Genomic DNA, 23,864 nt, shown 5'->3' with positions numbered 1-23,864 from the left:
TGCGGAGGGATATATCTAACCCTCGTGGTCTTCGTGGAACAGGCCCAGGTCGTGCGGCAGCCGGGCGATGTAGCGCTGCAACCGACGATGGTGCGCCTCGCACACCTCGATGAGCGCCTCGGTGTCGCGGGCGAGGAAAGCAGCGAGCATGCCGTCGTGGTCGCGGTGCAACAGCTCCCGTTCGGTGGCGTCCATATGGGACATCGGCTGCAACGGCTCGGTCATGTTCCACGCGGTGCTGAGCATGTGCAGCAGACGATGCATTTCGCAAGGCCGGATCAGCGCCAGGTGGAAACGGCGGCTCTCCCGATGGTGCGCGCGGCCGTCACCGGCGATCACGGCCCGGCCGAGCGCGGCGTACGCGGATCGGGCCTCGGCGTCGTCGCTCTCGCCGGCCAGCCCGATGGCGACCCGCATCGCGGCGGTCTCCAGCGCCTCCCGGACCAGGTAGATCTCGCCGAACTCGCCGGGCGTCATCTTGGCCACCCGATAGCCGGTGCGCGCCCGGTGATCGACAAGACCTTCACCGATCAACGTCATCAGGGCTTCGCGTACGGGGATCCGGCTCACCCCGAACGTCGCCGCGACCCCGTCGACGGGGATCGCCGAGCCCGGCGGCACGTCCCCGTCGAGGATGCAGCGGCGCAGCTCGGCCAGGATCTCGCTCTGCGAACTGCCCTGTGAACCGGCCTGGGGCCTGGTGCCCAGGCGGGACAGCAGCACCGACCGTACGCGGGGATTGGGCATCGGCACCTCCCAGAGGGAGACCCTATTCCCGCCGCGTTAGGGCTGTGTTTCCTACGGGAACTGGAGGCGCCGGGGCCGTGGGATGACCGGGGGCGGCAGCGGCAGGTCGTCGAGGTGACTCCAGTTGAGAGCACCGTTGTCGGTGGACTTGACCTCACCGAGGCACGCGCGGAGCAGACCCAGGTGGGGTGCGCCCGCGTACCCGGCGATGACAACCTCGGGGACCGGGTCCATCCGGGCGATCGCCGAGCAGATCTTGGAGACCTCGCGCTCGTCCACCGCGTCGAGCGGCAGCGGCGCCTCCACCTGCGAGCGCCGCCACGGCGGACCGAACCGGCCCAGCAGCTCCCGGGCGAGGCGGCCGAACGACCGGCCGACCGGCGCGTCGCGCATCGAGTCACGCGCGGACTGGCCGTAGCACCAGGGCACCACGACGTGGCCGTTGATGACCACGAGCTGATAGATGGACCGCGGCACGCTGACGATCTCGGCGCCGGGCAGGGTGCCCAGGAACAGCACGAGTTCTTCGTACGGCAGCGGCCACCGGGGATTGGCCAGCACCCGCTCGGCGGTCTGCGTCATACAGGGATGGGTCGTGACTTCGCGCTCGATCGCTGTGCTCAGAGCTTCCGGCACCCGGGTCCAGAGTTCAGCGGCTACCTTGTCACCGAACTGCTCGACCACCCAGTCGCTAGGACCGACCAGAACGTCGGGACGCATTCAAGACCACCACCGTCCGTGTCGCTGGCGCTACGTCTGGCTAGAAGAGTGGCACCTCCGGAGATCGACAGGAAGAGACTTCTCCTGGGATCTCAGAATCGTCCATGAATGAAAACCGGCAGGACGGTCAAACCGGCGCGGCGACGTTGGAGCAGCAGGTCCGGGGACTCGCGAACATGCAACTTGCAGGGCGAACCGCTCCTGCAAGTTGCATGCCAGCTCGCGAATCAGTCCTCTAATTGACAGTGAAACGCATCCATATTTCGAGATGGTGACCGGACCGAGAACATCCACGGTGAGTTAGAGTCTGGCCTTTCGGCTGTCGAGCGCGGCGGGAGCCTGCAGATGATCACCGACCTGTACGAAGCGATCCACCGCCGCCGCGACGTCCGCGCCCAATTCACCGGTGCCGCCATCCCCGCCGAGACCCTGAACCGGATCCTGGCCGCCGCCCACGCCGCCCCGAGCGTCGGGCTCACCCAACCCTGGGACTTCGTCCTGATCAGCGACGAGACGGTGAAGAACGACTTCCACCGGCACGTCCAGCAGGAACGAAAGGCGTTCGACGCCACTCTCGACCCCGCGGCCGCCGAACGCTTCGCCCGCATCAAGATCGACGGCATCCTGGAATCCACGCTCTCGGTGGCGGTCACCTACGACCCCGGCCGGGGCAGCCCCGCGGTCCTCGGCCGGCACGCCATCGCGGACGCCGGCCTCTATTCGGTCTGCCTCGCCATCCAGAACCTCTGGCTGGCGGCGACGGCGGAGGGCCTCGGTGTCGGCTGGGTGTCTTTCTACCGCGAGGAATTCCTCGGTGAGCTGCTCGGCGTCCCCGCCGGGATCAGGCCGGTGGCCTGGCTCTGCCTCGGCCCGGTGACCCACCTCGAACAGACCCCGGACCTGGAACGACACGGCTGGCGGACCCGGCGGCCCCTCGCCGCGGCCCTGCACCGGGACCGCTGGCGGTCAGGGACAGAATGACGGGGCCGAGACCCCCAGGATCGCGGATCCGGTCCGGGCCGCGACGGTGGTCTGGGCGTCGTTGAGGATTGCCAGGATCTCGCGGGCGGTCTCGGCCGCGGGCTGGAGCCGCGTCGATTCCGCCAGGTGCAGCTCCAGCAGCTTGCCGGAGGCGCTCATGGTCACCGCGATGGAACCGTCGTCGTTGCGAGCCGTCACCAGGGTCGCCGCCCGCCGGGCCGTCCGCTGGACGAAGTCGGCTTCCCACTCGTCGACGCGGCGTTCGGCGGCGTCGAGACCGGCCACGTCGAAGCCCGCCGCATCGATACCCGTCTCATCGGACATGGTGCAACCGTAGACCCCGGACGCGACGGTGTCAGGAACCGGCGAACGTGTCGGCGCCGAGCACGGTGAGCAGCGCGAGTTTCTCGTGACTCTCGGTGCCGGGGGTGGCGGTGAAGATGAGCAGCGACTGCCCCTGGTCCGGGTCGAGCAACGTCTGGCAGAACAGATCGATCCGCCCCACCTCGGGGTGCACGAAACGCTTGGCGCCGCTCCACCGCAGGCCCACCTCCTGCCGGCCCCACAACTCGGCGAACTCCGCGTTGTCCCGCAGCCCGGCCACGACGGCGGCAGCCGGCGAATCAGGGCCCTGCGCGGTCACACCGGCCCGCATGATGGCGGTGTAGACGCGGCTGTGCAGGTGATGGTCCTCGGGCAGGTATCGGTCGCGGGCGGTCGGATCGGTGAACCAGCGATGGAGCGCGCTGCGCGCCGGACCGGTGTACCGCGTCTCGTCGCCGAGCAGCGCCACGGCGGGCGGCGTCTGCTGCAACGTCTCGCCGACCGGGCCGATGATCTGGGCCGGGGTGTCCTGCAACCGGTCCATGACCCGCAGCAGACCGGGGCTGATGTGCGCGTCACGCACCTGCCGCGGTTGCCGGCGGTGCCCGCACAGCAGGAACAGGTGATCCCGTTCGTCCGAGGTCAGGCGCAGGCCCCGGGCGATCGCCGCGGCCATCTGCTGCGACGGCTGGGATCCGCTGCCCCGCTCCAGCCGGGCCAGGTAATCGGCCGACATGCCGCACAGCTCGGAGACCTCCTCGCGGCGCAGCCCGTTCGTGCGGCGGCGGGCACCACGGCGCAACCCGACATCCTCGGGCTGCAGGGCCTCGCGGCGACCGCGTAGGAAGGCGGCCAGTCCGTCGCGGTCCAGTGTCGTATCCACCATCTCCCCATCGTCCGCCACGCGACGGCCGTTAGCCACGCCCTGTCATTCAGCGGCTGAGCAGGTCCTTCATCCGCCCGCGGAAGGCGTTTCTACTGGGGGGACACCCACCTCTGGAGGATCTCATGGCCCCTTGGACCGCGGACCAACTGCCGAACCTGACCGGGAAGACGGTGGTGATCACCGGGGCCGGTGCCGGCATCGGGCTGGTGACCACCCGCGAACTCGGCCGCGCCGGCGCCCACGTCGTGCTGGCCGTCCGCGACGCCGGCAAGGCCCGCCGGGCGGTGAGCGGCATGCGGGGCGACTTCGAGATCCGGCACCTGGACGTCTCGGACCTGGATTCGGTACGGGAATTCGCCCGCACGTTCCCCGGCGACCTCGACATCCTCATCAACAACGCCGGGGTCATGGACATCCCGGCGGCCCGCACCGCACAGGGCCTGGACCTGCAGACCGCCACGAACTACTTCGGACCGTTCCTGCTGACCAACCTGCTGCTGCCCCGGATCACCGACCGCGTGGTGACGGTGTCCAGTCAGCTGCACCGCTTCGGCAAACTGGCCCTCGACGACCTCGACTGGCGGACCCGTACGTACAACGGGCTGGCCGTCTACGAGTCCTCCAAGCTCGCCGTCGTCCTGTTCTCGCTGGAACTGCAGCGCCGCCTGACCGCCGCGGGCAGCCACGTCCGCTCGGTCGTCGCGCACCCCGGCGTCGCGCGGACCGGCCTGGTCTCGCACTCGCCGCTGGGCTTCGTCAACCGGCTCCCGTTCCTGGTCCAGGACGCCGAACGCGGGGCGCTGCCACTGCTGTACGCGGCCACCCAGGACGTCCCCGGCAACGCGTACGTCGGCCCGGACGGCCTGTTCAGCTTCACGGGATACCCGCTGGTCCGCAGGCCCAGCCGGGCCGGCCAGGACCCGGCCGTCGCCAGGAATCTGTGGCAGGCCACCGAGGCGCTCATCAGCTAGCTCAGCGGGTCGCGAGGTGGGCAAGCATCGCCTGATTGGCCTCCCAGCCGTCCGGGAACTTCACCGGCACCCCCAGGTGGATCGGCTCGGTGGACGGGTGCGCGTCGAGCAGCTCGGCGATCCCCGCCCGGGCCACCACCACGCAGGCGTGCCGGTGGCGGGAGGTCAGCACGCACAGCCGCCCCGACTCCAGGTGGAACGCGGTGGCGTCGCGCCGGCCCGAGAGCGGGTGCAGGACCACGGTCAGGTCGTACTCCCGGCCCTGCAGCCGGTTGGCGGTGTCGACGGTGATGTCCCGGGCCTCCGGCGGCAGGAACGAACGGATGGCCGCCACCTGGTCGCGGTGGGCGGCCCCGATCGCGATCCGGTCGGCGGTCAACGGCCGGGTGCCCGCCTCGGAGTGACTGGTGCCGTCCCGGGCCAGCGCCCGGGTGGCGAGCAGCGCGCACGCCGCGGCGGCCTCGGCGTCGGTGCGCACGGTGAAGCGGGCCGGCAACTCGCGCAGGCCCCAGCCGGTCGCGGCCGCGACGTCCAGCACGTCGTCGATCGGCGACGCGGACGGCACCCCGAAAGAGAGCTGACGGTCGGCCGGACCGGTGCCGGACCGGAAGCCGGTGAACGGGTAGAAAGCCTTCGCGACCACCGGGGCCGCAGACGCCGGCAGGCGCCAGGAGACCGGCAGCCGATGGACGGGTAGCTCCGGATTGTGCCGGAGCAGGACGGCGACGGCGCTCTGCATCGGATCCCAGGACAGGCCGGTCCACCGGTCGACCTCGACCGTCGAGAACGGATCGAGCTGCCCCGGGTCGCCCACGAACAGCGCCCGCTCGAACCGCGGCGCCACGCGCAGCAGGGCGTCGGAGCGCATCTGGTAGGCCTCGTCGATGATCGCCCAGGACCAGGTGCCCTCGGTGACCGTGGCCCATTTCGCGGCCGTGCCGATGGTGACCTTCGCACCCCCGAGGTCGGCCACCTTGGCGCCGACCCGGCAGGCGGGGTGCGCCCGCACCCGCTCGGAGGCCGCGTAGTCCACGGCGGAGAGCCGGCCGATCCCCAGCTCGGGCGAGGCTGTCGCGAGCCGCTCGATCAGGTCGTCGACCTGCTCGTTGGTCTGCGCCACGATCATCAGCGGACCCCCCGAGGCGGCGAGCACCCCGGCGGCCCGCACGACGAGCGTGCTCTTGCCGGCACCGGGCGGCGAGTCGACCACGATGCCGCGATGCGCCGACGTCGCGAGATCCTCGAGCACGGCGTCGACGATCCGCTTCGCCTCGGTACCCGGCGTTTCCAGGGGGGTTGTCACCGTCACGCCGATCACCGTAACCCGTACCTCCGACAAAAACGTCTTCACCAAGAGTGAGTAAACGCGCACGTATTGTCCACTCTCGGCGATCTGCAGCTACCTTGAGTGAATGCCCGTATTCATGGCGGCCGAGGCCGTGGACGACGGCACGTACCGGCCGATTCTGCGTCCACGGCGGGGCGAGCTCACCGCCCTGCACCACCTGGACGCGGTTGCCGCACGCCGGGTCATGCCCATCGTCGAACTGGGACCACACGACCGGTTACCGCAGCTCATCAAGCAGATCCCACCCCGCACCGGCGCCCTCGGCGTCGACCTCGCCGCCATCGCGGACCCCGCCGACCCGCTCGCTTCCCCGCCACTCGACCTCGCCGAGGAACTGGCCGCCATCGGCGTACCCATGCTGCCGGTACTGCGAGCGGGAGACAGCGGCCGTCGCCTGGCCGAGCACGGGCTGGCCGCACGCATGCACCTGAAGCGGGCCATGCTGCGGCTCCAGCCGCACCTCGACGTCCGCAACGCGGCCGAGGCGACCGGGACGACCGGGCGGCTGCTCGCGGGTTCCGGCCTCGAACCCGAGCGCGTCGACCTGCTGATCGACCTGGCCGAGACCGCGTGCGCGGCGCACGCGGACCGCTTCGAGGAACGGGCCCGGCACGTGCTGCGCTGGGCCGGGACCCAGCCCTGGCGGTCGGTCACGATCGCGGCGGGGGCGATGCCACCCAACTTGGACGACCTGCCGACCGACGAACCGGTCCCGGTCGGCCGGCTCGACGCCCAGGTGTGGTCGCGGCTGAGTGCCCCGGGCGTCGGCTACGCCGACTACGGAGTGACCTCTCCGGTACGGCGTGACGGTGTCCACCACCGTCAACTGCCGACCCTGCGCTACACGGCGGACGCGGACTGGTGGATCTACCGATGGTCACGCCGCGGGGCACGCAGCGACGACCGCTGCCACGACCTGTGCCGAGCCATCGTCACGTCCCCCCAGTGGCCGTCCGAGGGAGCCCGCTTCTCCTGGGGCGACGCGGAGATCGCCCGCCGGGCCAGGAGCGCCATGGGCGGCGGCAGCCCGGCCGGCTGGATCGCCTGGGGCACGTCGCACCACATCGCCCACGTCCTGCACACCCTGACCACCCACGCAGCCTGACCACCCACGCAGCCTGACCACCCGCGCAGCGCTGGCCACCCGCCCGCCCTGGCCACCCGCCCGCCCTGGCCACCCGCGCGCCCTGGCCACCCGCGCGCTCTGGCCACCCGCGCAGTCCTCGCCGGCGGCCGGGCCCGCGTCAGCCGATCTTCCACGCTGCGACCACGTCCAGCAGCGGATAGACGAAGACGATCTCCCCCTTCCTGGCCGGCACGTCGAAGACCACCGACGACGAATACGTCCGCCCGGCCGACAACCGCCGCAGGAAGCCGCCGTAGCTGCTGCTGGTCTCGCACCCACTGCCACCGACCGAGGGCAGCCACGACCCGTCCGCCTTCTCGTAGCGGAACGCGAACTCACTGATCTCCGGCTCGCCCTCCAGCACCTTCACCTTGAGCGTGACCGGCAGGTAGCCACCCTCCTCAGGCTTGACCGAGTAGATGTCGCAAGCACCCTTGTGGAACTTCCCGGCGATGACGGTGACCTCGAATTTCGAGTTGTTCTCACCGGTCATCAGAAACGGCTTGCCGTTCGCGAGCCGCTGCGGACCGAACCGCGCCCGCCCCGGATCGGACGGCTCGACCTCCTCGGGCGTAGCGGAAGCCCTGGTCACCTCAGGTCTCACCGAAGGCTTCACCGACGGCCCCACCGACGACGACGCCCCGTTCCCCCGCGAGACGCTGATCGTCGTGTCCTCGGGGGTGTCCGGACCGAGGGACCGGACCACCAGGTAGAAGACCGTGACCGTGCCCAGGAGCAGCAACGTCAGCCCGCCCGCGAAGTAGCTGATGACCAGCCCCTTCGACAGCCCCCGGCCGACCCGCACCGGCCTGCCCCGCCGCCCGTCCCCCGACACGACGGTCTCCAGACCAGCCACACCACCCGGACCCGCCGGACTCCCCGGGCCCGCGGCACCGCCCAGACCCACCCCGCCGCCCAGGCCCGTCGCACTGCCCAGGCCCGTCGCACTGCCCAGGCCCGTCGCACTGCCCAGGCCCGTCGTATTGCCCAGGCCCGTCGTATTGCCCAGGCCCGTCGTATTGCCCAGGCCGGCGGTGCTCGCCGGGGCCCAGGTTGTCAACGCCTGACGGCCCGGCGGCGCATACGGCGGGTGGCCCGGATCCAGATCCGCCGGGTTGCCCAGGGCCGGGTCCATGACATCGTCGCGAGCGGGATCCGCACCCCGGCCCGCCACGTTGTCGCCCGGCGCCACGTTCACACCGCCGCCCGCCGGCTCCCCGTGAGCGCGGCCCGAAGTGGTGCCCGGCAACGCATTCGACTCATCCATCGGCCGCACCGGCCCGGCGCTCCCGGTCGGTGTCGCGGCGGAGGGCGCTGGGACGTCATGCGGCTCATTCGTCACTGCGACCCACTCCTCGATCGATGCCGGCACGGTCCCGCCGGCCGGATGCGAAGGCAGCATAAGCGGGATCACCAAGCACCCGCTGCCCCCTGTGGACAACCCCGCCCGACCGCTCCGGCGCCCTGTGGACAACCGGCCGGCGGTCCGCCCGGAGCCTCGTACGCTGGCCCCCGTCGACGACATCGCAGGCCGGCCGAGCAGGGAAGAAGTGGGTGATCGAATGACACGCAAGACGACCGGATCCACCACGTTCGACCGCGCGCTCATCGCGCACACCAAGCCACTCCCACACCGCCACCTCAAATGGCACACTTGTTCGAATGAAGGTCCAGGCAGCACTCGCGTACGCACGGCACGGGATCCCGGTCCTGCCCGTGCACACGCCCGCTCCCGGCGGGTCATGTTCGTGCGGGCGCAGCTGCGACCGGGCCGGCAAGCACCCCCGGCTGCGGCACGGGCTGACCGAGGCGAGCACCGACCCGCACCGGATCACGGCGTGGTGGACACGCTGGCCCGACGCGAACGTCGGGCTCCGCACCGGTGTCGTGATGGATGTCGCCGACGTCGACTCCCTCGGCGGATGGCACGGTCTGCGTCATGTCCTGGGCGGCGTGCCGCCTTCGGGGCCTCAGGTCCGTACCGGCGGTGGCGGCTGGCATTTCTGGTTCGCACCCCTCGGGCACGGCAACCGCGTCGCCCTGCTCCCCGGAGTCGACTGGCGTGGCACCGGCGGATACGTGCTCGCACCCCCGTCACGGCATGCGAGCGGAGCCCGCTATCGCTGGGTGGTGCGGCCCGATGCGGGGTTGCCGACCGTGACCTCGACGCTGGAAGGCCTGATCGCGGGGCCCGGGCCACCCCACCGGGACGGCGACCGTCGGCCCGGCCGCCACATCGCTCACCCCGAACGCTATGCCGCGGTCGCCCTCGGAGCCGAGGTCGAGCGGGTCGCGCACGCACCGATCGGCACCCGGAACGACACGTTGAACAGGGCCGCGTTCGCCCTGGGACGGCTGGTCGGCGCCGGCGTGCTGGACCACGCGACGGCGACCCGGGAATTGACCGCGGCCGCCGCCTGGGCGGGGCTCGGCCGGGTGGAGACAGCGCGCACGATCCGCTCGGGCCTGAACGCCGGAAGCTATACGTGCGAACACTTCCACCCGATCCGGGGGCTTCAGGCGGAGACCCCGAGAAGCACGCACGACACGTGAAGAAAGAGGGCAAGATCGCGTGGCGTAGTCCTTGAGTTACCGTCAGGATAGGGGCGTGACCGATCGAGAGACGCCGAAGTCTTATCACGTCGAGATGAGCCTGCCCGTCGGCCGCGACGAGGTGTGGGATGCCGTTACGCAGCCCGCGGTGCTGCGGCAATGGTTCGGGTGGGACTACGACGGGTTGGACGCCGAGATCCAGCACATTTTTGTCAGCGAGGCGACGTTCCTCGCGCCTGAGCGGATGGGGTGGGCCGACGGGTCCTATCTGGAGGTGACCGGGGATGACAGCAGCACACGGGTGCGGGCCGTGCGGGACGGGTCCGACGCGGATCCGGAGCGGTACGACGCGGTGGAGGAGGGCTGGCGGACCTTCCTGCGCCAACTGCGGTTCCTCCTGGTCGAGCGGCCGCGGGGGGCACGCCGGACCATCTACCTGACCGGGGCCGGCACCTGGCCGCAGGTGCTGAACGCCATGTGCGGCGACATCACCCGCGACGGCGACCGGACGGTCTGGCTGGTCGACGACGACGGGCACCTCATCGTCGCCGGCGGGCGGGAGACGCTGGACAGCCGCGGCGCGGGGCGGCTGGAGGTCACGATCTCCACGTACGGCCTGGACGACACGGCTTTCGAGGTGGTCCGCAAGCGCTGGGCCGAACGCTGGGCGCCGCTGGCCCGCAACGCCCGGGTGACCACGGCGGAGACCCCCGCGCCCTGACCGGGGAAGCCCTGACCCAGGAAGCCCTGACCCAGGAAGCCCTGACCGGGAAGCGCTGGCCCGGGAAGCCCTGGGCCGGGAAGCCCGCGTCAGGGCGGGGCAGCGGGCGGGTGTGGGCAGGCGCGATACGGATCCGTGTCGTGTGGTGAGGCATGACTGGGGGTTGTGGCGGGTAGCGTGGCTGATCGACCGTTCGGGGCTACGCGGGGAGGGAGCATGGCCGAGGTCAGCAGTGCAGAAGCCGCAGCAGCAGGCGATGGCGGCCGGCCGCGGACGGTGCTCTCCGATCCTGCGCGACTGCGGTCGCTTCGGCAGGTTTCCGCCGGGCCGGCTCCGGACGCGGCTTTCGACCGCTTCGCCTCGTTGGTGCAGCGGATGCTCGGCGTACCCGTCGCCCTGGTCTCACTGGTCGATGATCTTCGGCAGTTCTTTCCGGGGCAGGTCGGGCTGCCTGATCCGTGGGCCGCCGCCCGGGAGACGCCGCTGAGCCACTCGTTCTGCCAGCATGTGGTGAACGAGGGGGTCGCCAAGGTCTTCCCGGATGCCCGGATCTACGCGCAGGTGCGCGACAACCTGGCCATCCCGGACATCGGCGTCGTCGCGTATGCGGGGATTCCGCTCAACGACGCCGAGGGACGCACCCTGGGGTCGCTGTGCGCGATCGACACCAAGCCCCGGGCCTGGACCAAGGATGAGCTGGCGGTCCTGACCGACCTCGCCGAGGCGTGCGCGTCCGAGCTGCGGTTACGAATCGCCCGGGAGGTCGCCGACGAGGCCCGGCGGCATGCCGAGACCGCTCATGCCCAACTGGCGATGCTCGCCGAGCTCACCGAGGCGTTCGCCCGGACGATGGACGTGGACGAGGGGATGCGGCTGCTCGCCGCCGGTGTCGTGCCGCGGCTGGCCGATTGGTGCCTGGTCACGCTGGTCGATCCGCGGGGCGGGGTGCGGCATGTGGCCGCCGCCCACCGCGACGTCGCCGCGAAGGCCGATGTCGAGCGGTTCGCCGAGTTGATGGTGTCGTCGCTGGGTTCCGGGTCCGAGGTGCTGAGCGTGCAGCGGTCCGGGCAGCCGGTGCGGCGGGTCGGGGAGACGCCCGAGGCGATGCTCGCCCGGACCACCGATCCGGAGCTGGCGGGGATCGCCGCCCGGCTCGGGTACGCGTCGTTCGTCGTCGTTCCGGTGACCGCGCCGGTGAGCCGGGAGATGCTCGGGTCCATCACGCTGGTGAACGGGCCGGAGCGGGCCGAGTTCGCCGAGGCCGACGAGCGGACCGCGATGGACATCGCGCGGCGGGCCGGGTTGTCGATCGACAACAACCGGCTGTATCGCCAGCAGCGCCATGTCGCCGAGGTGCTGCAGCAGAGCCTGCTCACCGAGTTGCCGGACATCCCGGGGCTGGAGTTGCACGCCCGGTATCTGCCCGCGCAGGACGGCGCCGCGGTCGGGGGTGACTGGTACGACGCGTTCGCGCAGCCGGACGGCAGTGTGATGCTCGCCGTCGGCGATGTCTCCGGGCACGACATCGAGGCCGCCGCCGCCATGGGGCAGCTGCGCAACCTGGTGCGCGGGGACGCGTACGGCCGGGACGACGAACCCGGGCGTCTCATGTCGCAGCTGGACCGCGCGGTGCACGGGCTGCGGGTGCGCACCGCCGCGACGGCCGTCCTGGCCCGGGTGCGCCGTTCGCAGCACGGTTACGAGGTCTCGTACTCGAATGCGGGGCACCCACCGCCGGTGCTGCTCGGCCCGGACGGGACGGTCGAGGTGTGGTGGGAGAAGCCGGAGCAGCTGCTCGGGCTCTCGCCGAAACTGGACCGGGCCACCCACCGCCGCAGCATCCTGCCCGGGTCGACATTGCTGCTGTACACCGACGGGCTGGTCGAGGATCCGGTGCACATCCTCGACGAGGGGATCGCCCGCATCGAGCAGTGCCTGCGGGACAACGCGGACCTGCCCGGTGAGGAGCTGTGCAACCTGCTCGTCGGCACGGCCGTGCGGCGGGCCGACGACACCGCACTGCTACTGATCAGGGTTCGCTGATCGACGGGGGCACCGGCGGGCCGCCATGGGTCCACGGGGTCTGGTCGGGGTCGGGGAACGCACCGCCGGGACGGTAGGCCTCGCTGAGCGTGGTCAGCAGCAGCCGCTCCCCCACCTCGGGGACGCTGCCCGGCTCGGCGACCATTTTGCGGCCCATGCCACCGGAGAGTTCCAGCAGCACCTCGGTCTTGGTCTCGTCCAGCGCGGTCACCGAGATGACCTTGGCCTTCTGGCTGGGCCGCGCCGGGGAGGTCAGCGCCGCCCCGGCCTCGACCCGGACCGGTTCGGCGGTGACCACCATGATCCGGGGGCGGAGCACCGGTCGTTTGCCGGTGTCGTCGATCCGGTCCGCCTTGGCCAGCGTCACCACGGCTTCGAACGCCGTCCCGGCCAGCCGGTGCTCGGCCATGACCAGCGGGTCGTCGAACGCGCGCTGGACGGCGTACCGGGTGGCGGCGTTCTCGAGGCGGCTCAGCCGGGCGGCCGCGGCGACCGCGCCGTCGCGACGGGGCTGCGGCGGGCCGCCCTCCTCCAGGTTCTGCACGAACGCGGAGTAGGCGTCCCGGTCGCCGTCCCAGCGCCCCGCGACACGGCTGCCCACGGGCAGGTTCCGGAGCAGGTCGAGGGCCCGCCACATCAGATCCCAGGTGGGCCGCAGCTGGCCGCGCAGCACCCGGGTCAGCTCGGGCACGTCCGGGTCGGCGACCGAGAGCAGCGGCGCGAGCACGTGGTTGTCGAACGCCGGGTCGGTCGCCGGGCCCGCCGGGGGTGTCAGCGCCGGGTCCTCGGCCGCCGCCGCGGCCTCGAAGACCGTCGACCCGCGCGGCGGATCGAGCCACCCCATCAGGGCCGCGAGCTGCGCGTCCTCGGCACTGCTCTGCCCGGTCGCCCAATGTGACGACAGCGTTTGTACGCCGTTGAGCAGCAGTGCCGACCCGGGAACCTCGGCGGAGTTGGCGAAGAACGTCAGCCACCGCCCGAGCAACGGCACCGCCGCGGGCACCGCGTACTCCCCTTCGGTGCTGCGGAACCGGGTCGACCGGCCGAACAGGCGCAGGAAGTCGACGCCGCCCGGGTTGGGCACCCACAGCTGGGGTGCGTCGGTGAAGCGGTACCGCACGTCCCGGCCGCGGTCGACGGCGACCGCCTCGGTGGTCCCGGTGAACGAGCCGACGTACTCCACGATCAGCTCGGCGAGGTCCGCGGCGAACCGGAACCGGTGGTCCCGGTTGCGCGGCTGCGCCACGACCAGCAGGACCGGGTTGTCCCGGTCGGTGCCGGCCATCGCGGCCAGCGGTGCGTTGGCCTCACCCGCCATCGCGTACGGGATCAGCACCATCGGCCGCTCGTGCAGGTGCACGTGGCGCACGGTGGCGAGCGGCTGGGCCCGGCCCTCGGCGAACGCCTGCGCCCGGGCGAGCGCGGTGAGCGTACTCATCGGATCTCGGCGCGCAACCGGGCAGCGGCCTGCAGCAATGCCGCCGCCTCGGCCTGTTCCGGGGTCGGGGTGCGGGTGCCGGCGGCCAGTTCGAGCGCCTCGGCGACGGTCTCCACCCCGCCGAGCGCGTCCCGGACCGGCCGGCCGAGCGCCGCGGTGCTGCCGGCCGCCTCGTGCCGGCAGAAGACGGCCATCTCGCAGGCGGACAGGCATTCGGGCGCGTAGCGGGCCTCGACCTCGTGCAGCGAGGCGGCCAGGGTGGCGGGCGGCAGCGACGTGTCGAAGCTGATCCCCGGCGGCAGGGCGGCGGCGAGGTCCGACACCGAGGCCAGCCGGGTGAGCTGGCGGGTCAGCGTCGCGAGCTGCTTGCGCACGTCGATCACCACCGCGGCCGGGGTGAGCGAGAAGTCCTTCGGGCAGACCAGCACCACGTCGTGGCTGACCAGTGCCGGGTCGTGGCCGAGCTCGGTGAGCAGCCGGCGCAGCGCCAGCACGTACACCGCGGCCTGGACCGCGGCGGCCGAGACCTTGGCCGAGTCGGCCTGGCCGTCCACGATCGCGAAGGATTTGATCTCGACCACGTGCAGCCGGCCCTCGACCTGGAACGCGATCAGGTCCGGTTCCAGGAACACCGGCCGGCCGGCCACGTCGAGCGTGAGCAGCGGGTGGTCGACCAGGGCGGCCCCGGCAGCGGCCGCGAGCAGCCCGCGGGTCCGCTTGTGCCGGGCCCCGAGCGTGGCGTCGTCGTCCGCGCCGAGGTCGTCGTACCCGACGTCGGTGGTGTCCAGGTCGAGGACCTCGCGCAGCACCGACAGCAGCAGGTCGCACCCGTCGGCCTTGAGCATCGCCTCGAAGCCGTTGCCGCGGGCCAGCGCGAACCGGGACTGCCCGAAGCCCATCGGGAAGCCGATCTGCTGGGCGAGTCGCGGCTTGTCCACGCCGGCGGCGTCGAGCACGGCCCGGCGCGAGCATCCCGGGTTGGCGGTGAGCGCCGCGATGGTCCGGGCGTTGTGCCGCTTGGCCGGCGTGTCACCGCGCAGGCGGTCCAGGACGGGGTCGGTCACGCGCGGCCCCGCTGGTGGGGCAGGCTGAGGATGCCGAACAGCCGCTGCCGCTCGTCGAGGCGTTCCCAGCGGGCGACGGCCGCCTCCGGGGCGGGTGCGGGGGCCAGCTCGGCGAGGGCGGTCCGGGCCGCGTCGGCCAGCGCGCGCGGGTCGTGCACGAGGAACGCCTCGGGCCCGCCGGGGACGGTGTCGGCCAGCCGGCGCAGCAGATCGAGGGCGGTCGCGCCGGCACTCGCCCGGATGACCACGAACTCGGCGATCCGGACCACCGCGGCCAGCGCGTCGCGGCGCGCCTGCAGCGGCGAGGCCAGCCGGCGGGCCACCGGCCAGCCACCGAGGGTCACCAGGCCGCGGGCCGCCGACAGGTCGTGGTGCAGGGCCGGGCAGATCCGGTACGCGGTGAGCGCGTCCGGGTCGTACTGGCGTTCCTCCTCGCGGAGCACCGCCGCGAGGGCCGGCACGGAGAGGTCGCCGTCGAACAGCGCGGTGTGCACCTCCACGACCGTTCGTTGCGTCGCGGGGGCACCGAGCAGGACCAGCGCGTGGCGGGCCTGTTCCCGAATGCCGGGCAGGGTCCGGAGAGTGCTCATCGGCGGCCGCTTCCGTGGGGGTGTCGTGGGCGGATCGACCTTAGATCTTCGTACACCGGACAGGCAATGGGTGGATGACGCACCACGTTTCACCCACGGGAGGCGAAAAAGCCCCGCATATCGGACTGACTGCTTTTGGCGCGCTACTTTCGGGAGTATGCCGAAGGCCATCTGGAACGACGAGATCATCGCTGAGAGCGACGACACCGTGGTTATCGAGGGGAACATGTATTTCCCTCGCTCGTCCGTGCGTGAGGATGTGCTGCGCCCCTCGGAGACGCACAGCGTCTGCGTATGGAAGGGCAAGGCGTCCTACTACACGCTCGAAGCCAACGGACACACCAGCACGGACGCCGTCTGGTACTACCCCGAGCCGAAGCCCGACGCGAAAGCAGTTCGCGACCGGGTCGCCTTCTGGAAAGACGTGAAGATCGAAGCCTGATCCCCGGTCGCCGAGGTACCGGCGCGGGTCATCGGCCCGTGCCGGTCAGCCGATCCTCGGATGGGCGTCCTCGATGACTTCCACCTCGAGGTAATCCAGCATGTCCTTGCGTTCCTCGAGCTCCAGCGCCCCGAACGCCTCGTAGGCACAGGCCCGGGAGTGCGGCGTCTCGGCCGCCAGCAGCGCGATGATCGCCGACCAGGCCAGTGAGACCCGGTCGAAGAGCCGCGCCTTGCGCAGCGAGCTGAGCCGGCTCAGCATCGCCACCTTGGTCGCCGCGTCGTCGTCGTGCGCGATCCGGTCGGACAGCTCGAACAGCGCCTTGCCCCGGTACGGGTGCTCCGACTCGATCATCCGGGCCAGCTCGGCGTTGTCCATCGCGTCGACCGCCGGGGCGGGACCGCGCCGGGGCAGCCGGGGCCGGGAGTCCTCAGCGGGCACGGCTGTCGCGCCCGCTCTCGAAGCCGACGCCGGGTGCCTGCTGCGGCAGGGTCGGCACGCTCTGGAACGCGGGAGACGGCGGTGCCGGCATGACCGGCGACTCGGACCGGACCGACTCGGACCGGGCCGCCTCGGTGCCGGCCGCTTCCTCCGGTTCTTCCGGGTGGTCGTGCACCTGCTCTCCCGTTTGCCCGTCTCGCCCCTGCACAGTTTGTCCTCCGTTGCCGACTTTTCGGTACCTGGCGTCCTATGAGATCACGCCCACGCGGGGACGGCGACCCCACCCTGGGACACGCCCGGACATCACCCGACCCGGCGACCGCCGTAATGTGGCGGCAATACATTGATCGTTGCTAGCAAGCAAGTAGCACCGACGAAGGTGGGCGGGCGTGAGCGGGGCTGCGGGCTTGGACGGGGCGAGCTTGGACGGGGCTGGCTTGGACGGGGCTGGCTTGGATCGGGCTAGCTTGGATCGGGCTGGCTTGGATCGGGCAGCGGGTGCCACGGGTGCCACGCCGGAGTGGCGGTCGGCGATGATCGACGTCTCGGCGCTGTCGCTCACCGAGCTGACCGCCGCGGCACCGGACCCGGACGGTGACACCGTCCTGGCACACTGCCTGCGCCGCCTCGCCGATGATCTGGCCCATCCCGGCGAGCCTATCGCCGGCTTCAACTCGGCGCTCTGACAATGGGCCGGACCGCCCTCGCCCGGGCCCGCCCCCATCTGCTGACCGACACGTCCCTGGCCTCGCTGGGCGCGGGCCGGCCCACGCCGGAGACCATCGCCGAGCTGCGCCGCTCCCAGCTCAGCCGCCATCTCCTGCTGCTCCGCGAGATCGCCCACGCCGCGCCGGACGACCCGCACCTCGCCGCCCTCGCCGCGGCCGAGGCCGCCGACCCCACCCGGGTGCGGAAGGTGATCTCCCGGCCGCTGTTCGGGGTCTGGGCGGTGGGCTGCCTGACCGCCCTCCGGGCCGGAACCGCCCCCACCGAGGCCGGCCTCGCCCACCTCGGCGACCTCGCCGCGGCCGCTCGCATCCCCCGCCCCCGGCAGGCCGGCCCGCCCGAGAAGCCGGCGGACCCCGAGGACGACGACCGGGTGCTTCGCGCGAGCCATGACGGGCTGGGCATCGCCGTGCGGCTCGAGGACAGTGATCCGCTGCGGGCCCGGCTGGGGCTGGTGCCCGCACCGCGGCTGGACGATGCCGCGCTGCGGCGGTGGCGGGCGGTGTTCGGGGAAGCGTGGCGGCTGCTGGTCACCCTGGTCCCCGAGGATGCCCGGGTGGTCGCGGCGGTGCTGGAGTGCATCGTGCCCGTCGAGAGCGACCCGGCGGCCCGGGGCATCAGTGCCAGTTCGGCCGACGCGTACGGGGCGGTGGCGATGTCCGAGCCCGCCGACGCCACCGCGCTCGCCGTCGGGCTGCTGCACGAGGCGCAGCACAGCATCCTCAACGCGGTCCAGTATTTGTTCGACCTGCTCGGGTCCCCCGCGACGCTGGGCTACTCCCCCTGGCGTGACGACCCGCGCCCCGCCTCGGGGATCCTGCACGGCGCCTACGCGTACCTCACGGTGACCCGGTTCTGGCGGGCGCACCGCGCCGGGGGCCTGCTCGCGCAGTTCGAGTTCGCCCGGTGGCGGGCCGCCGTCGCCGCGGCCGCCGAGGGGCTGGACAACCTCTCACCGGCCGGTTCCCGGTTCGTCGGGGCGCTGCTGGACGAGGTGCGGCCCTGGCTCGGCGAGCCGGTCGACCCCCGGGTGCTGCGCCTGGCCGAGGGCGCCAACCGGGATCACCACCTGCGCTGGCGGCTGCGTAACCGGCAGATCGGCCCGGCCGGGGTCGCGGCGCTGGGCCGGGCCTGGGCGCTGGGCGAGGCACCACCGCCGGTCCGGTCCGAGCTGCGGGCGGCGCCCCGCCGGGCACTGGAGGCGAGCGCCCGGCTCGACCTCGCGCACCGGTTCGTCCGCGGGCTGCCGCTCACCGGCTCCGAGGCCGACCTCGCGTATGTCCGAGGGGATCTCGTCACCGCGCTCACCGCGTACCGGAAAGGGCAGCCGGACTGGCCCGCCCTGGTCCTGACCAGCGGTCTCGACGTCCCACCCGAGGTCGCCGCCGCGGTGCCCGCCGAGGCCGACCCGATCAAGATCTTGGAGTGGCTTTCCTAAGATCCGCGGGGCGAGGGCCGATCGTGGCCCCCGTCGGAGGTGACACCGAGCCACACAGGCCGGCCGCCACCTCCGACGGCCGCACCCGTGAGGGCCATGAGGGCAGGCCTAAGGAGGGCACCGCATGAGCCGCAGTGGTAAAGCTATGGACCGGGTGCGCCGGTGCGTCGACGTCGCCATGATCTTCACGTCCCTCGTGGTGCTGGCCTGGCCCGGCGTCCTCGACGGGGCCGGGACCGGCGGGCTGGTCCTCGGGATCGCCGCCGTACTGGTCACCGGCCTCGGGGTGCTCTTCGCCGCCGCCCACCGGCCGGTCTTCGGCTACCTGCCGGCCGCGGTCGCCGTGATCATGACCGGTTACTGGTTCGGCCGGGACGGTTCCCTGGGCACCGAGCTGACCGGGCTGACCATCGCCGTCGCGGGCATCATCCTGGTCCGCCAGCTGCTCGGCGCGCGTACCAACGAGGATCTGGTCCGGGACCTGACCCGCCAGCGCGCCCAGCTGGCCCGGCAGGCCTACCGCGACCCGCTCACCGAGCTGGGCAACCGCAAGCTTTTCATCGAGCACGCCACGGACGCCCTGGCCGATGCCGACGACACCATGACCGCCGTGATCGTCTTCGATCTGGACGGGTTCAAGGAGGTCAACGACACCTACGGCCACGCCACCGGCGACCAGCTGCTGCGCACCGCCGCCGAACGCCTCAACGCGAACGTACGCTCCAACGACACCGTGTCCCGCCTCGGCGGCGACGAGTTCGTGGTGCTGCTGCCGCGCCTGGTCGACGACCAGATCGCCGACACCGTGGCCAACCGGATCCTGCGCGACCTGGCCCAGCCGCTGGTCGTCGGCGAGGCGGTGCTGAGCATCCAGGCCAGCGCCGGCCTGGCCATCACCCGGGGCAGCGGCACCCTGCTGGACGACATCATGCGCGAGGCGGACCTCGCTCTGTACCAGGCCAAGGCCGACGGCAGGGGCGTCGCCCGGCGCTTCGACCCCGCCCAGTTCGCCGAGGCCGAGTCCCGCCGGCGCGAGGAGGCGGACCTGCGCCGCGCCCTGGACGACGGCGAGTTCCAGGTGCACTACCAGCCCATCGTGGACCTCGACGGGGAACGCACGGTCGGCGTCGAGGCGCTGATCCGCTGGAACCACCCCGAGCGGGGCCTGCTGCCGCCGGCGGCGTTCCTGGACATGGCCGAGCAGCTGGGCCTGCTGCCCCGGCTGGGCGGCTGGGTGCTGGAGGAAGCCTGCCGCCAGGCCGCGGTCTGGCAGCTGCAGGAGCCGGGCTTCGAGCTCAACGTCAACCTGTCGGCCAGCCAGCTCGGCAACCCGCACCTGATCGACGAGGTCCGCTCGGTGCTGGAACGCACCGGCCTGCCGCCGCAGCTGCTGGTGCTGGAGCTGACCGAGTCGGTCGCGCTCGTCGACCTGGTCGAGTCGGCCCGGATCCTCGGCGCGCTCAAGGGCCTCGGCGTCCGCATCGCCCTCGACGATTTCGGCACCGGCTTCTCCTCGCTGAGCCACCTCGGCGCGCTCCCGGTCGACGTGGTGAAGATCGACCGGTCGTTCGTCGCGGCCATGCAGGGATCCGCCGGCGCCTCGGTCGCCGAGGCGGTGCTGCAGATCGCGCGTACGTTCAACCTGGCCCCGGTCGCCGAGGGTGTCGAGGACGCGGAGCAGGCCTCCCGGCTGCGGGAGCTGGACTGCGCCCAGGCGCAGGGCTACCACTTCGCCCGCCCGATGCCGGCCGGCGACCTCACCGACCTGCTGCACCGCCAGTCAGCGCTGTCCAGCTAGTCATGTCCTGGGCGCCGGGCCGGTGCAATGCGAGCCGGCCGTCGGAGTGCAGCCGCAGCGTGGTCGTCGCCTGTCGCGGGCCCTGCGCCGGGGGCTCGGGCAGGGTCAGCACCGGTGCCCCGATCGTCAGCGCCTCGGTGAGCGTGGACGCGGGCGGCTGACCGGTGCGGTTGGCACTGCTGACATACAGCACCGGATGCTCGTCGAGGACCGGGCGCACCGGCTCCCAGCGCGCTCCGAACAGCAGTGCCCAGCCGTCGCGGTGGGCGGGGGCCAGCCAGTCCGGCACCGCGCCCGCCCGGACCGGCACCAGCAGTGTCACCAGCTCCTCCATCAGCAGGCGGCGGCCCAGCCCGAAGCCGTCACCATCCAGATCGAGCACCTGACCGAGCGCGTCGAGAGTGCCGGGGTGGTGCGCCCACAGCGCCACCGGCTGGTCCGCCGGGCGCCCCTTGGCCAGGTTCACGACGTGCGGCTCCCGGGCCGTGACCACGTACGTCAACGGCAGCGGGTTGGGCACCACCACCGCGTCCCCACCCCGCAGGGAATCTCGCACCACACCGTAATTCGCCACAAAAACACCCTACAGCGGCGGAAGCTCGATCTCGGTCTCGAGGCGCTGACCGGCCAGCGCCCGGGCCGGGGTCGGATGGCCGTCGCCGTACACCTTCTGCAGACCCTCGATCGCGGCCTCGGCCGAGGAGTCGTCGCCGGTGTCCAGCGCCAGGTTGAACGCGCAGGCCAGGGTGTCCGGGTGGTCGGCGCCGCGCAGGCTGCGGGAACGGTTCAGGGTGTCGAGCGCGATCTCCCGGGCCGGCTGGGCCTCACCGGTCGCGATCAGGTCGGCCGCGAAACCGTTGGCGCAGCTCAGCGTGAACGGGTGGTCCGCGCCGACGCTGCGCCGCAGGCCACCCAGCGCCTCGGCGTCGATTGTCCGGGCCTCCGGGAACCGTCCGGTGGCCCGCACGACACCGGCCAGGCCGGCCGCCGCGGCCAGGGTGAACGGGTGCTCGTCGCCGAGGACCGCGTGGTACCTCGCCACCGCCCGCTCCAGCAGCCGGTGGGCCTCGTCCAGGTCACCGGCGTCCCGGGCGCAGTTGGCCAGGCTGATCATCGCGGCGAGCGTGTCGACACTCAGCTCACCGAACTTCTGGCGATACAGCTCGACGTTGGCCGCGGCCTGCTCCCGCGCCTCGGGCCGGCCCGCGCGCCGGGCCGCCATGGCCGCGAAACGCCCCGCCCACAGCGCCATCGGATGATCCGCACCGAGATCGTCGACGTGGCCGGTACCGGCCAGCAACGCCGAGGCACCGGCATAGTCACCGAGGCCGAACAGGTCGTACGCCAGGCCGGCCCGCGACGACAACGTCTCCGGATGGCCCTCCACGAACGCCAGCTGCCGCTGCCGCAGGACCTGCTCGTCGAGCGCCCGGGCACCCCGGAAGTCACCGAGCAGGCGCAGGTCGGCAGCGAGGTTGTTGGCGCAGCGCAGCGCGGTCGGGAAAGCCTCCCCGAACAACCGGCGGTAACGCACCAGGTTGTCCGAGTCGAGCTGCCGGGCCTGCCCGAAGTGGCCCTGCATGCGCAGGTCGGCCCCGACGCTGTTCGCCGTGGCCAGGGTCGTCTCGTCGTCGCCGCCGAGCACGTCACGCTGCGAGCGCAGGGTCTGCGCGTTCAGTGCCCGGGCATCCGCCGTGCGCCCCACCGCACGCAACGCGTTCGCCAGGTGGAACGAGACCAGCAGGGTCTGCTCGTCGGTCTCGCCGAGGCTGTCCTTCCACCGGGCCACCGCCTGCCCGGCGAGATCACGGCTGGAGTCGTAGTCACCCCGGGCGTACAGGAACCGGACGCAGTTGATGACCAGCTGCCGGACCTCCTCGGCGTCGCCGCCGAGCACATCGGAGTGAACCAGGTGCGGCACGATGGCGGCATAGCGCGGCCAGTGCAGCGGGTTGTCCGGGTCGCCGGGATCCGCGGCGGCGAGCATGGACCGCACCGTGCGCAGCATGACGGCGTGCTGCTCGGAGCTGAGCTGCTGACCGACCATGCCCCGGACCAGCGGGTGCACGACCAGGCCGGCGCCGGGCGGGTCCAGGTCGGCCAGACCGTACCGGCCGATCAGCCGGATCGCGGCCTTGAGCCGGCGCTCGATGCGCAGCGTCCGGGCCAGCTCCGGCGCGGCCAGCCCGCGCGCGGCCCAGAACAGCTCCCACGACACCGGCGCACTGGCCAGGAACGCGCTGAGCCGCAGCAACTCGAACGCGGCGGGCGACTTCTCGGCGAGCGCGTCGGCGGCCAGCCCCCACGCGACCCGGATCGGGGTGGGGAACGCCAGCTGGGCTTCCCGTTCGTCGTAGCGCCGCAGATACTCCCCGACGCTCCAGCCGGCCGCGGACCGCACCGCGGCGGCCTGGTCCAGCGCCATCGGCACGTCGTCCAGGCGCTCGGCGAGCCGCTCCCCGTCGGCCACCGCGAGCTCCGGCGACCGGCGGCGCAGGAAGTCCACGGCGTCCGTACGGTCGAAAACCGGGACCGGCATCGCCTGCGCGACCTCCGAGGTCCACCGCGGATTGCGGGAGGTGACCAGCACGTGCCCGGCACCGCTGGGCAGGTAGGGCTTGATGTCCTCGGGCCGGTTGGCGTTCTCGAACACGACCAGCCAGTTCCGGAACGGCTCCCCCCGGCTCAGGGCGTCCCGCACCGCGCCGAGGGTGCGGTTGATGTCACGCGCCTCGGGGAGCCTCAGCTCCTGGGCGAGCCCCACCAGCGCGGCCCGCATGCCGGCCGTCTGCTCCGCCGGGATCCACCACACCAGGTCGTAGGTGTCCGCGTAGCGGTAGGCATATTCCACGGCCAGCTGGGTACGTCCGGTGCCACCGAGTTGATGGTCGGCGGAGGGCAGCAGCACCACCGGACCGTTGCCGAGCAGACCACGCATCCGGGCAAGAAGATCTTCCCGCCCGACGAACCGCGCGTTGCGCGACGGCAGACCACCACGGATCGGCACGCCGCTCCTCCCCACTACTGACCCGCCACTGACAAGCCCGGCTACTCTCATGCTGCCGATTACCGTACGTGGAATTATCGCCACTGCGGAAGTTTGTCCCAACGGAAGGCGCTTCGTGACCGACGAACCCGTGACGAGTCTCGACCGCGACGCCGACGTGACCACCGTCGCCCTCAAGGGCGAGGTCGACGTGCTCAACGTGGACCAGGTGCGTATCGCCCTGGTCGAAGCCCTGGAGAGCCACCCCCGCACGGTCGTGGTCGACCTGACCGATCTGTCCTTCATCGACTCGACCGGCCTCGGAGCCATCATCTTCGGCTTCCAGCGCGCCCGCGACGAGGGCATCACGTTCCAGCTCGCCCACCCCAGCCGGGGCGTCCACCAGATCCTCGTCCTGAGTGGCCTGCTCGAGGTCGTGGAGATCAAAGAATAGGTCGTACCTGGGTGGTGGGTGCGGACCGCAGTTCCCACCGGGGCCGGGCCCGGCCGGCCGAGGCGCT

24 protein-coding genes are annotated in these 23,864 nt (G+C 72.1%); 11 read left to right on the top strand and 13 right to left on the bottom strand.

Features of this window, described 5'->3' with window-relative positions:
* Positions 1 to 15 precede the first annotated feature (15 nt).
* Together ACIA6A_RS31815 and ACIA6A_RS31810 are read right to left on the bottom strand one after the other, a co-directional pair.
* Positions 16 to 747 carry a GntR family transcriptional regulator gene (locus tag ACIA6A_RS31815; RefSeq protein ID WP_396101655.1) on the bottom strand — a complete coding sequence of 244 codons (732 nt, stop codon included), beginning with the start codon at positions 745 to 747 and terminating at the stop codon, positions 16 to 18.
* Positions 748 to 798: 51 nt separating this feature from the next.
* Positions 799 to 1,467 (bottom strand): hypothetical protein, encoded by a 669-nt coding sequence (locus tag ACIA6A_RS31810; protein WP_396101654.1) that lies wholly within the window; start codon positions 1,465 to 1,467, stop codon positions 799 to 801.
* A gap of 345 nt (positions 1,468 to 1,812) precedes the next feature.
* Here ACIA6A_RS31810 and bluB point away from each other — a divergent pair, with 345 nt between their 5' ends.
* Positions 1,813 to 2,448, top strand: coding sequence for a 5,6-dimethylbenzimidazole synthase (bluB, locus tag ACIA6A_RS31805; RefSeq protein WP_396101653.1), 636 nt, complete (start codon positions 1,813 to 1,815; stop codon positions 2,446 to 2,448).
* On the opposite strand, the gene ACIA6A_RS31800 is transcribed toward bluB, so the two are convergent.
* Positions 2,434 to 2,772 carry a YbaB/EbfC family nucleoid-associated protein gene (locus ACIA6A_RS31800; protein WP_396101652.1) on the bottom strand — a complete coding sequence of 113 codons (339 nt, stop codon included), beginning with the start codon at positions 2,770 to 2,772 and terminating at the stop codon, positions 2,434 to 2,436. The two genes, bluB and ACIA6A_RS31800, sit on opposite strands and share 15 nt — an antisense overlap.
* Positions 2,773 to 2,803: 31 nt before the next feature.
* Complete coding sequence (locus ACIA6A_RS31795) at positions 2,804 to 3,658, bottom strand: helix-turn-helix transcriptional regulator (protein WP_396101651.1); 855 nt, start codon at positions 3,656 to 3,658, stop codon at positions 2,804 to 2,806.
* A 122-nt stretch (positions 3,659 to 3,780) separates the two neighbouring features.
* On the opposite strand from ACIA6A_RS31795, the gene ACIA6A_RS31790 reads away from it, so the two are divergent.
* Complete coding sequence (locus ACIA6A_RS31790; RefSeq protein WP_396101650.1) at positions 3,781 to 4,629, top strand: SDR family NAD(P)-dependent oxidoreductase; 849 nt, start codon at positions 3,781 to 3,783, stop codon at positions 4,627 to 4,629.
* A 1-nt stretch (position 4,630) separates the two neighbouring features.
* Here ACIA6A_RS31790 and ACIA6A_RS31785 read toward each other — a convergent pair whose 3' ends face one another.
* Positions 4,631 to 5,920, bottom strand: coding sequence for an AAA family ATPase (locus ACIA6A_RS31785; protein WP_396101855.1), 1,290 nt, complete (start codon positions 5,918 to 5,920; stop codon positions 4,631 to 4,633).
* Positions 5,921 to 6,041: 121 nt separating this feature from the next.
* Here ACIA6A_RS31785 and ACIA6A_RS31780 point away from each other — a divergent pair, with 121 nt between their 5' ends.
* Complete coding sequence (locus tag ACIA6A_RS31780; protein WP_396101649.1) at positions 6,042 to 7,082, top strand: beta family protein; 1,041 nt, start codon at positions 6,042 to 6,044, stop codon at positions 7,080 to 7,082.
* Positions 7,083 to 7,221: 139 nt separating this feature from the next.
* Here ACIA6A_RS31780 and ACIA6A_RS31775 read toward each other — a convergent pair whose 3' ends face one another.
* Complete coding sequence (locus ACIA6A_RS31775; RefSeq protein WP_396101648.1) at positions 7,222 to 8,370, bottom strand: hypothetical protein; 1,149 nt, start codon at positions 8,368 to 8,370, stop codon at positions 7,222 to 7,224.
* A 395-nt stretch (positions 8,371 to 8,765) separates the two neighbouring features.
* On the opposite strand from ACIA6A_RS31775, the gene ACIA6A_RS31770 reads away from it, so the two are divergent.
* The 3 genes from ACIA6A_RS31770 (at position 8,766) to ACIA6A_RS31760 (ending at position 12,420) form a co-directional block, all read left to right on the top strand.
* On the top strand, positions 8,766 to 9,656 hold the full coding sequence (locus ACIA6A_RS31770; protein ID WP_396101647.1) for a bifunctional DNA primase/polymerase: 891 nt from the start codon (positions 8,766 to 8,768) through the stop codon (positions 9,654 to 9,656).
* A 55-nt stretch (positions 9,657 to 9,711) separates the two neighbouring features.
* Positions 9,712 to 10,377, top strand: coding sequence for an SRPBCC domain-containing protein (locus ACIA6A_RS31765; protein WP_396101646.1), 666 nt, complete (start codon positions 9,712 to 9,714; stop codon positions 10,375 to 10,377).
* A gap of 216 nt (positions 10,378 to 10,593) precedes the next feature.
* Positions 10,594 to 12,420, top strand: a complete 1,827-nt coding sequence (locus ACIA6A_RS31760) for a SpoIIE family protein phosphatase (RefSeq protein WP_396101645.1) — start codon at positions 10,594 to 10,596, stop codon at positions 12,418 to 12,420.
* On the opposite strand, the gene ACIA6A_RS31755 is transcribed toward ACIA6A_RS31760, so the two are convergent.
* Genes ACIA6A_RS31755 through ACIA6A_RS31745 form a run of 3 tightly spaced genes read right to left on the bottom strand, consistent with a single transcriptional unit; the run spans position 12,407 to position 15,512 of the window.
* Positions 12,407 to 13,858 carry a hypothetical protein gene (locus tag ACIA6A_RS31755; RefSeq protein WP_396101644.1) on the bottom strand — a complete coding sequence of 484 codons (1,452 nt, stop codon included), beginning with the start codon at positions 13,856 to 13,858 and terminating at the stop codon, positions 12,407 to 12,409. The two genes, ACIA6A_RS31760 and ACIA6A_RS31755, sit on opposite strands and share 14 nt — an antisense overlap.
* Positions 13,855 to 14,922: a hypothetical protein gene (locus tag ACIA6A_RS31750; RefSeq protein ID WP_396101643.1), complete on the bottom strand. Its 1,068-nt coding sequence runs from the start codon at positions 14,920 to 14,922 to the stop codon at positions 13,855 to 13,857. Before ACIA6A_RS31750 ends, ACIA6A_RS31755 begins: the two co-directional genes overlap by 4 nt.
* A complete protein-coding gene (locus tag ACIA6A_RS31745; RefSeq protein ID WP_396101642.1) occupies positions 14,919 to 15,512 on the bottom strand; it encodes a hypothetical protein in 594 nt (197 codons plus the stop codon). Before ACIA6A_RS31745 ends, ACIA6A_RS31750 begins: the two co-directional genes overlap by 4 nt.
* Before the next feature lie 157 nt (positions 15,513 to 15,669).
* On the opposite strand from ACIA6A_RS31745, the gene ACIA6A_RS31740 reads away from it, so the two are divergent.
* Positions 15,670 to 15,954 carry a DUF427 domain-containing protein gene (locus ACIA6A_RS31740; RefSeq protein WP_396101641.1) on the top strand — a complete coding sequence of 95 codons (285 nt, stop codon included), beginning with the start codon at positions 15,670 to 15,672 and terminating at the stop codon, positions 15,952 to 15,954.
* 45 nt (positions 15,955 to 15,999) lie between these two features.
* On the opposite strand, the gene ACIA6A_RS31735 is transcribed toward ACIA6A_RS31740, so the two are convergent.
* Together ACIA6A_RS31735 and ACIA6A_RS31730 are read right to left on the bottom strand one after the other, a co-directional pair.
* Positions 16,000 to 16,395, bottom strand: a complete 396-nt coding sequence (locus tag ACIA6A_RS31735; protein ID WP_396101640.1) for a hypothetical protein — start codon at positions 16,393 to 16,395, stop codon at positions 16,000 to 16,002.
* Positions 16,385 to 16,570, bottom strand: a complete 186-nt coding sequence (locus tag ACIA6A_RS31730) for a hypothetical protein (protein WP_396101639.1) — start codon at positions 16,568 to 16,570, stop codon at positions 16,385 to 16,387. The genes ACIA6A_RS31735 and ACIA6A_RS31730 overlap by 11 nt, the downstream gene beginning before the upstream one ends.
* 307 nt (positions 16,571 to 16,877) lie before the next feature.
* Here ACIA6A_RS31730 and fxsA point away from each other — a divergent pair, with 307 nt between their 5' ends.
* The 3 genes from fxsA (at position 16,878) to ACIA6A_RS31715 (ending at position 20,357) form a co-directional block, all read left to right on the top strand.
* A complete protein-coding gene (gene fxsA, locus ACIA6A_RS31725; protein WP_396101638.1) occupies positions 16,878 to 17,081 on the top strand; it encodes an FxSxx-COOH cyclophane-containing RiPP peptide in 204 nt (67 codons plus the stop codon).
* Positions 17,082 to 17,083: 2 nt separating this feature from the next.
* Positions 17,084 to 18,559 (top strand): aKG-HExxH-type peptide beta-hydroxylase, encoded by a 1,476-nt coding sequence (locus tag ACIA6A_RS31720; RefSeq protein WP_396101637.1) that lies wholly within the window; start codon positions 17,084 to 17,086, stop codon positions 18,557 to 18,559.
* A gap of 124 nt (positions 18,560 to 18,683) precedes the next feature.
* Complete coding sequence (locus ACIA6A_RS31715) at positions 18,684 to 20,357, top strand: putative bifunctional diguanylate cyclase/phosphodiesterase (RefSeq protein WP_396101636.1); 1,674 nt, start codon at positions 18,684 to 18,686, stop codon at positions 20,355 to 20,357.
* Here ACIA6A_RS31715 and ACIA6A_RS31710 read toward each other — a convergent pair.
* Positions 20,317 to 20,931 carry a hypothetical protein gene (locus ACIA6A_RS31710; protein WP_396101635.1) on the bottom strand — a complete coding sequence of 205 codons (615 nt, stop codon included), beginning with the start codon at positions 20,929 to 20,931 and terminating at the stop codon, positions 20,317 to 20,319. The genes ACIA6A_RS31715 and ACIA6A_RS31710 overlap by 41 nt on opposite strands.
* A gap of 9 nt (positions 20,932 to 20,940) precedes the next feature.
* Complete coding sequence (gene fxsT / locus ACIA6A_RS31705) at positions 20,941 to 23,364, bottom strand: FxSxx-COOH system tetratricopeptide repeat protein (RefSeq protein WP_396101634.1); 2,424 nt, start codon at positions 23,362 to 23,364, stop codon at positions 20,941 to 20,943.
* Between the two features lie 115 nt (positions 23,365 to 23,479).
* On the opposite strand from fxsT, the gene ACIA6A_RS31700 reads away from it, so the two are divergent.
* On the top strand, positions 23,480 to 23,797 hold the full coding sequence (locus ACIA6A_RS31700; RefSeq protein WP_396101633.1) for an STAS domain-containing protein: 318 nt from the start codon (positions 23,480 to 23,482) through the stop codon (positions 23,795 to 23,797).
* Positions 23,798 to 23,864: the final 67 nt, after the last annotated feature.

The organism is Actinoplanes sp. NPDC051494 (genome assembly GCF_044454705.1).
Lineage (GTDB): Bacteria > Actinomycetota > Actinomycetes > Mycobacteriales > Micromonosporaceae > Actinoplanes.
The sequence above is the reverse complement of the archived record's forward strand: the minus strand, read 5'-3'. Positions and strand labels throughout refer to the sequence as shown.

What these genes read in the sequence shown, in the direction of transcription:
- ACIA6A_RS31815 (WP_396101655.1), bottom strand. Translation starts at nt 747, where the DNA reads ATGCCCAATCCCCGCGTACGGTCGGTGCTGCTGTCCCGCCTGGGCACC.
- ACIA6A_RS31810 (WP_396101654.1), bottom strand. Translation starts at nt 1,467, where the DNA reads ATGCGTCCCGACGTTCTGGTCGGTCCTAGCGACTGGGTGGTCGAGCAG.
- bluB (WP_396101653.1), top strand. Translation starts at nt 1,813, where the DNA reads ATGATCACCGACCTGTACGAAGCGATCCACCGCCGCCGCGACGTCCGC.
- ACIA6A_RS31800 (WP_396101652.1), bottom strand. Translation starts at nt 2,772, where the DNA reads ATGTCCGATGAGACGGGTATCGATGCGGCGGGCTTCGACGTGGCCGGT.
- ACIA6A_RS31795 (WP_396101651.1), bottom strand. Translation starts at nt 3,658, where the DNA reads ATGGTGGATACGACACTGGACCGCGACGGACTGGCCGCCTTCCTACGC.
- ACIA6A_RS31790 (WP_396101650.1), top strand. Translation starts at nt 3,781, where the DNA reads ATGGCCCCTTGGACCGCGGACCAACTGCCGAACCTGACCGGGAAGACG.
- ACIA6A_RS31780 (WP_396101649.1), top strand. Translation starts at nt 6,042, where the DNA reads ATGCCCGTATTCATGGCGGCCGAGGCCGTGGACGACGGCACGTACCGG.
- ACIA6A_RS31775 (WP_396101648.1), bottom strand. Translation starts at nt 8,370, where the DNA reads ATGGATGAGTCGAATGCGTTGCCGGGCACCACTTCGGGCCGCGCTCAC.
- ACIA6A_RS31770 (WP_396101647.1), top strand. Translation starts at nt 8,766, where the DNA reads ATGAAGGTCCAGGCAGCACTCGCGTACGCACGGCACGGGATCCCGGTC.
- ACIA6A_RS31760 (WP_396101645.1), top strand. Translation starts at nt 10,594, where the DNA reads ATGGCCGAGGTCAGCAGTGCAGAAGCCGCAGCAGCAGGCGATGGCGGC.
- ACIA6A_RS31755 (WP_396101644.1), bottom strand. Translation starts at nt 13,858, where the DNA reads ATGAGTACGCTCACCGCGCTCGCCCGGGCGCAGGCGTTCGCCGAGGGC.
- ACIA6A_RS31745 (WP_396101642.1), bottom strand. Translation starts at nt 15,512, where the DNA reads ATGAGCACTCTCCGGACCCTGCCCGGCATTCGGGAACAGGCCCGCCAC.
- ACIA6A_RS31740 (WP_396101641.1), top strand. Translation starts at nt 15,670, where the DNA reads ATGCCGAAGGCCATCTGGAACGACGAGATCATCGCTGAGAGCGACGAC.
- ACIA6A_RS31720 (WP_396101637.1), top strand. Translation starts at nt 17,084, where the DNA reads ATGGGCCGGACCGCCCTCGCCCGGGCCCGCCCCCATCTGCTGACCGAC.
- ACIA6A_RS31715 (WP_396101636.1), top strand. Translation starts at nt 18,684, where the DNA reads ATGAGCCGCAGTGGTAAAGCTATGGACCGGGTGCGCCGGTGCGTCGAC.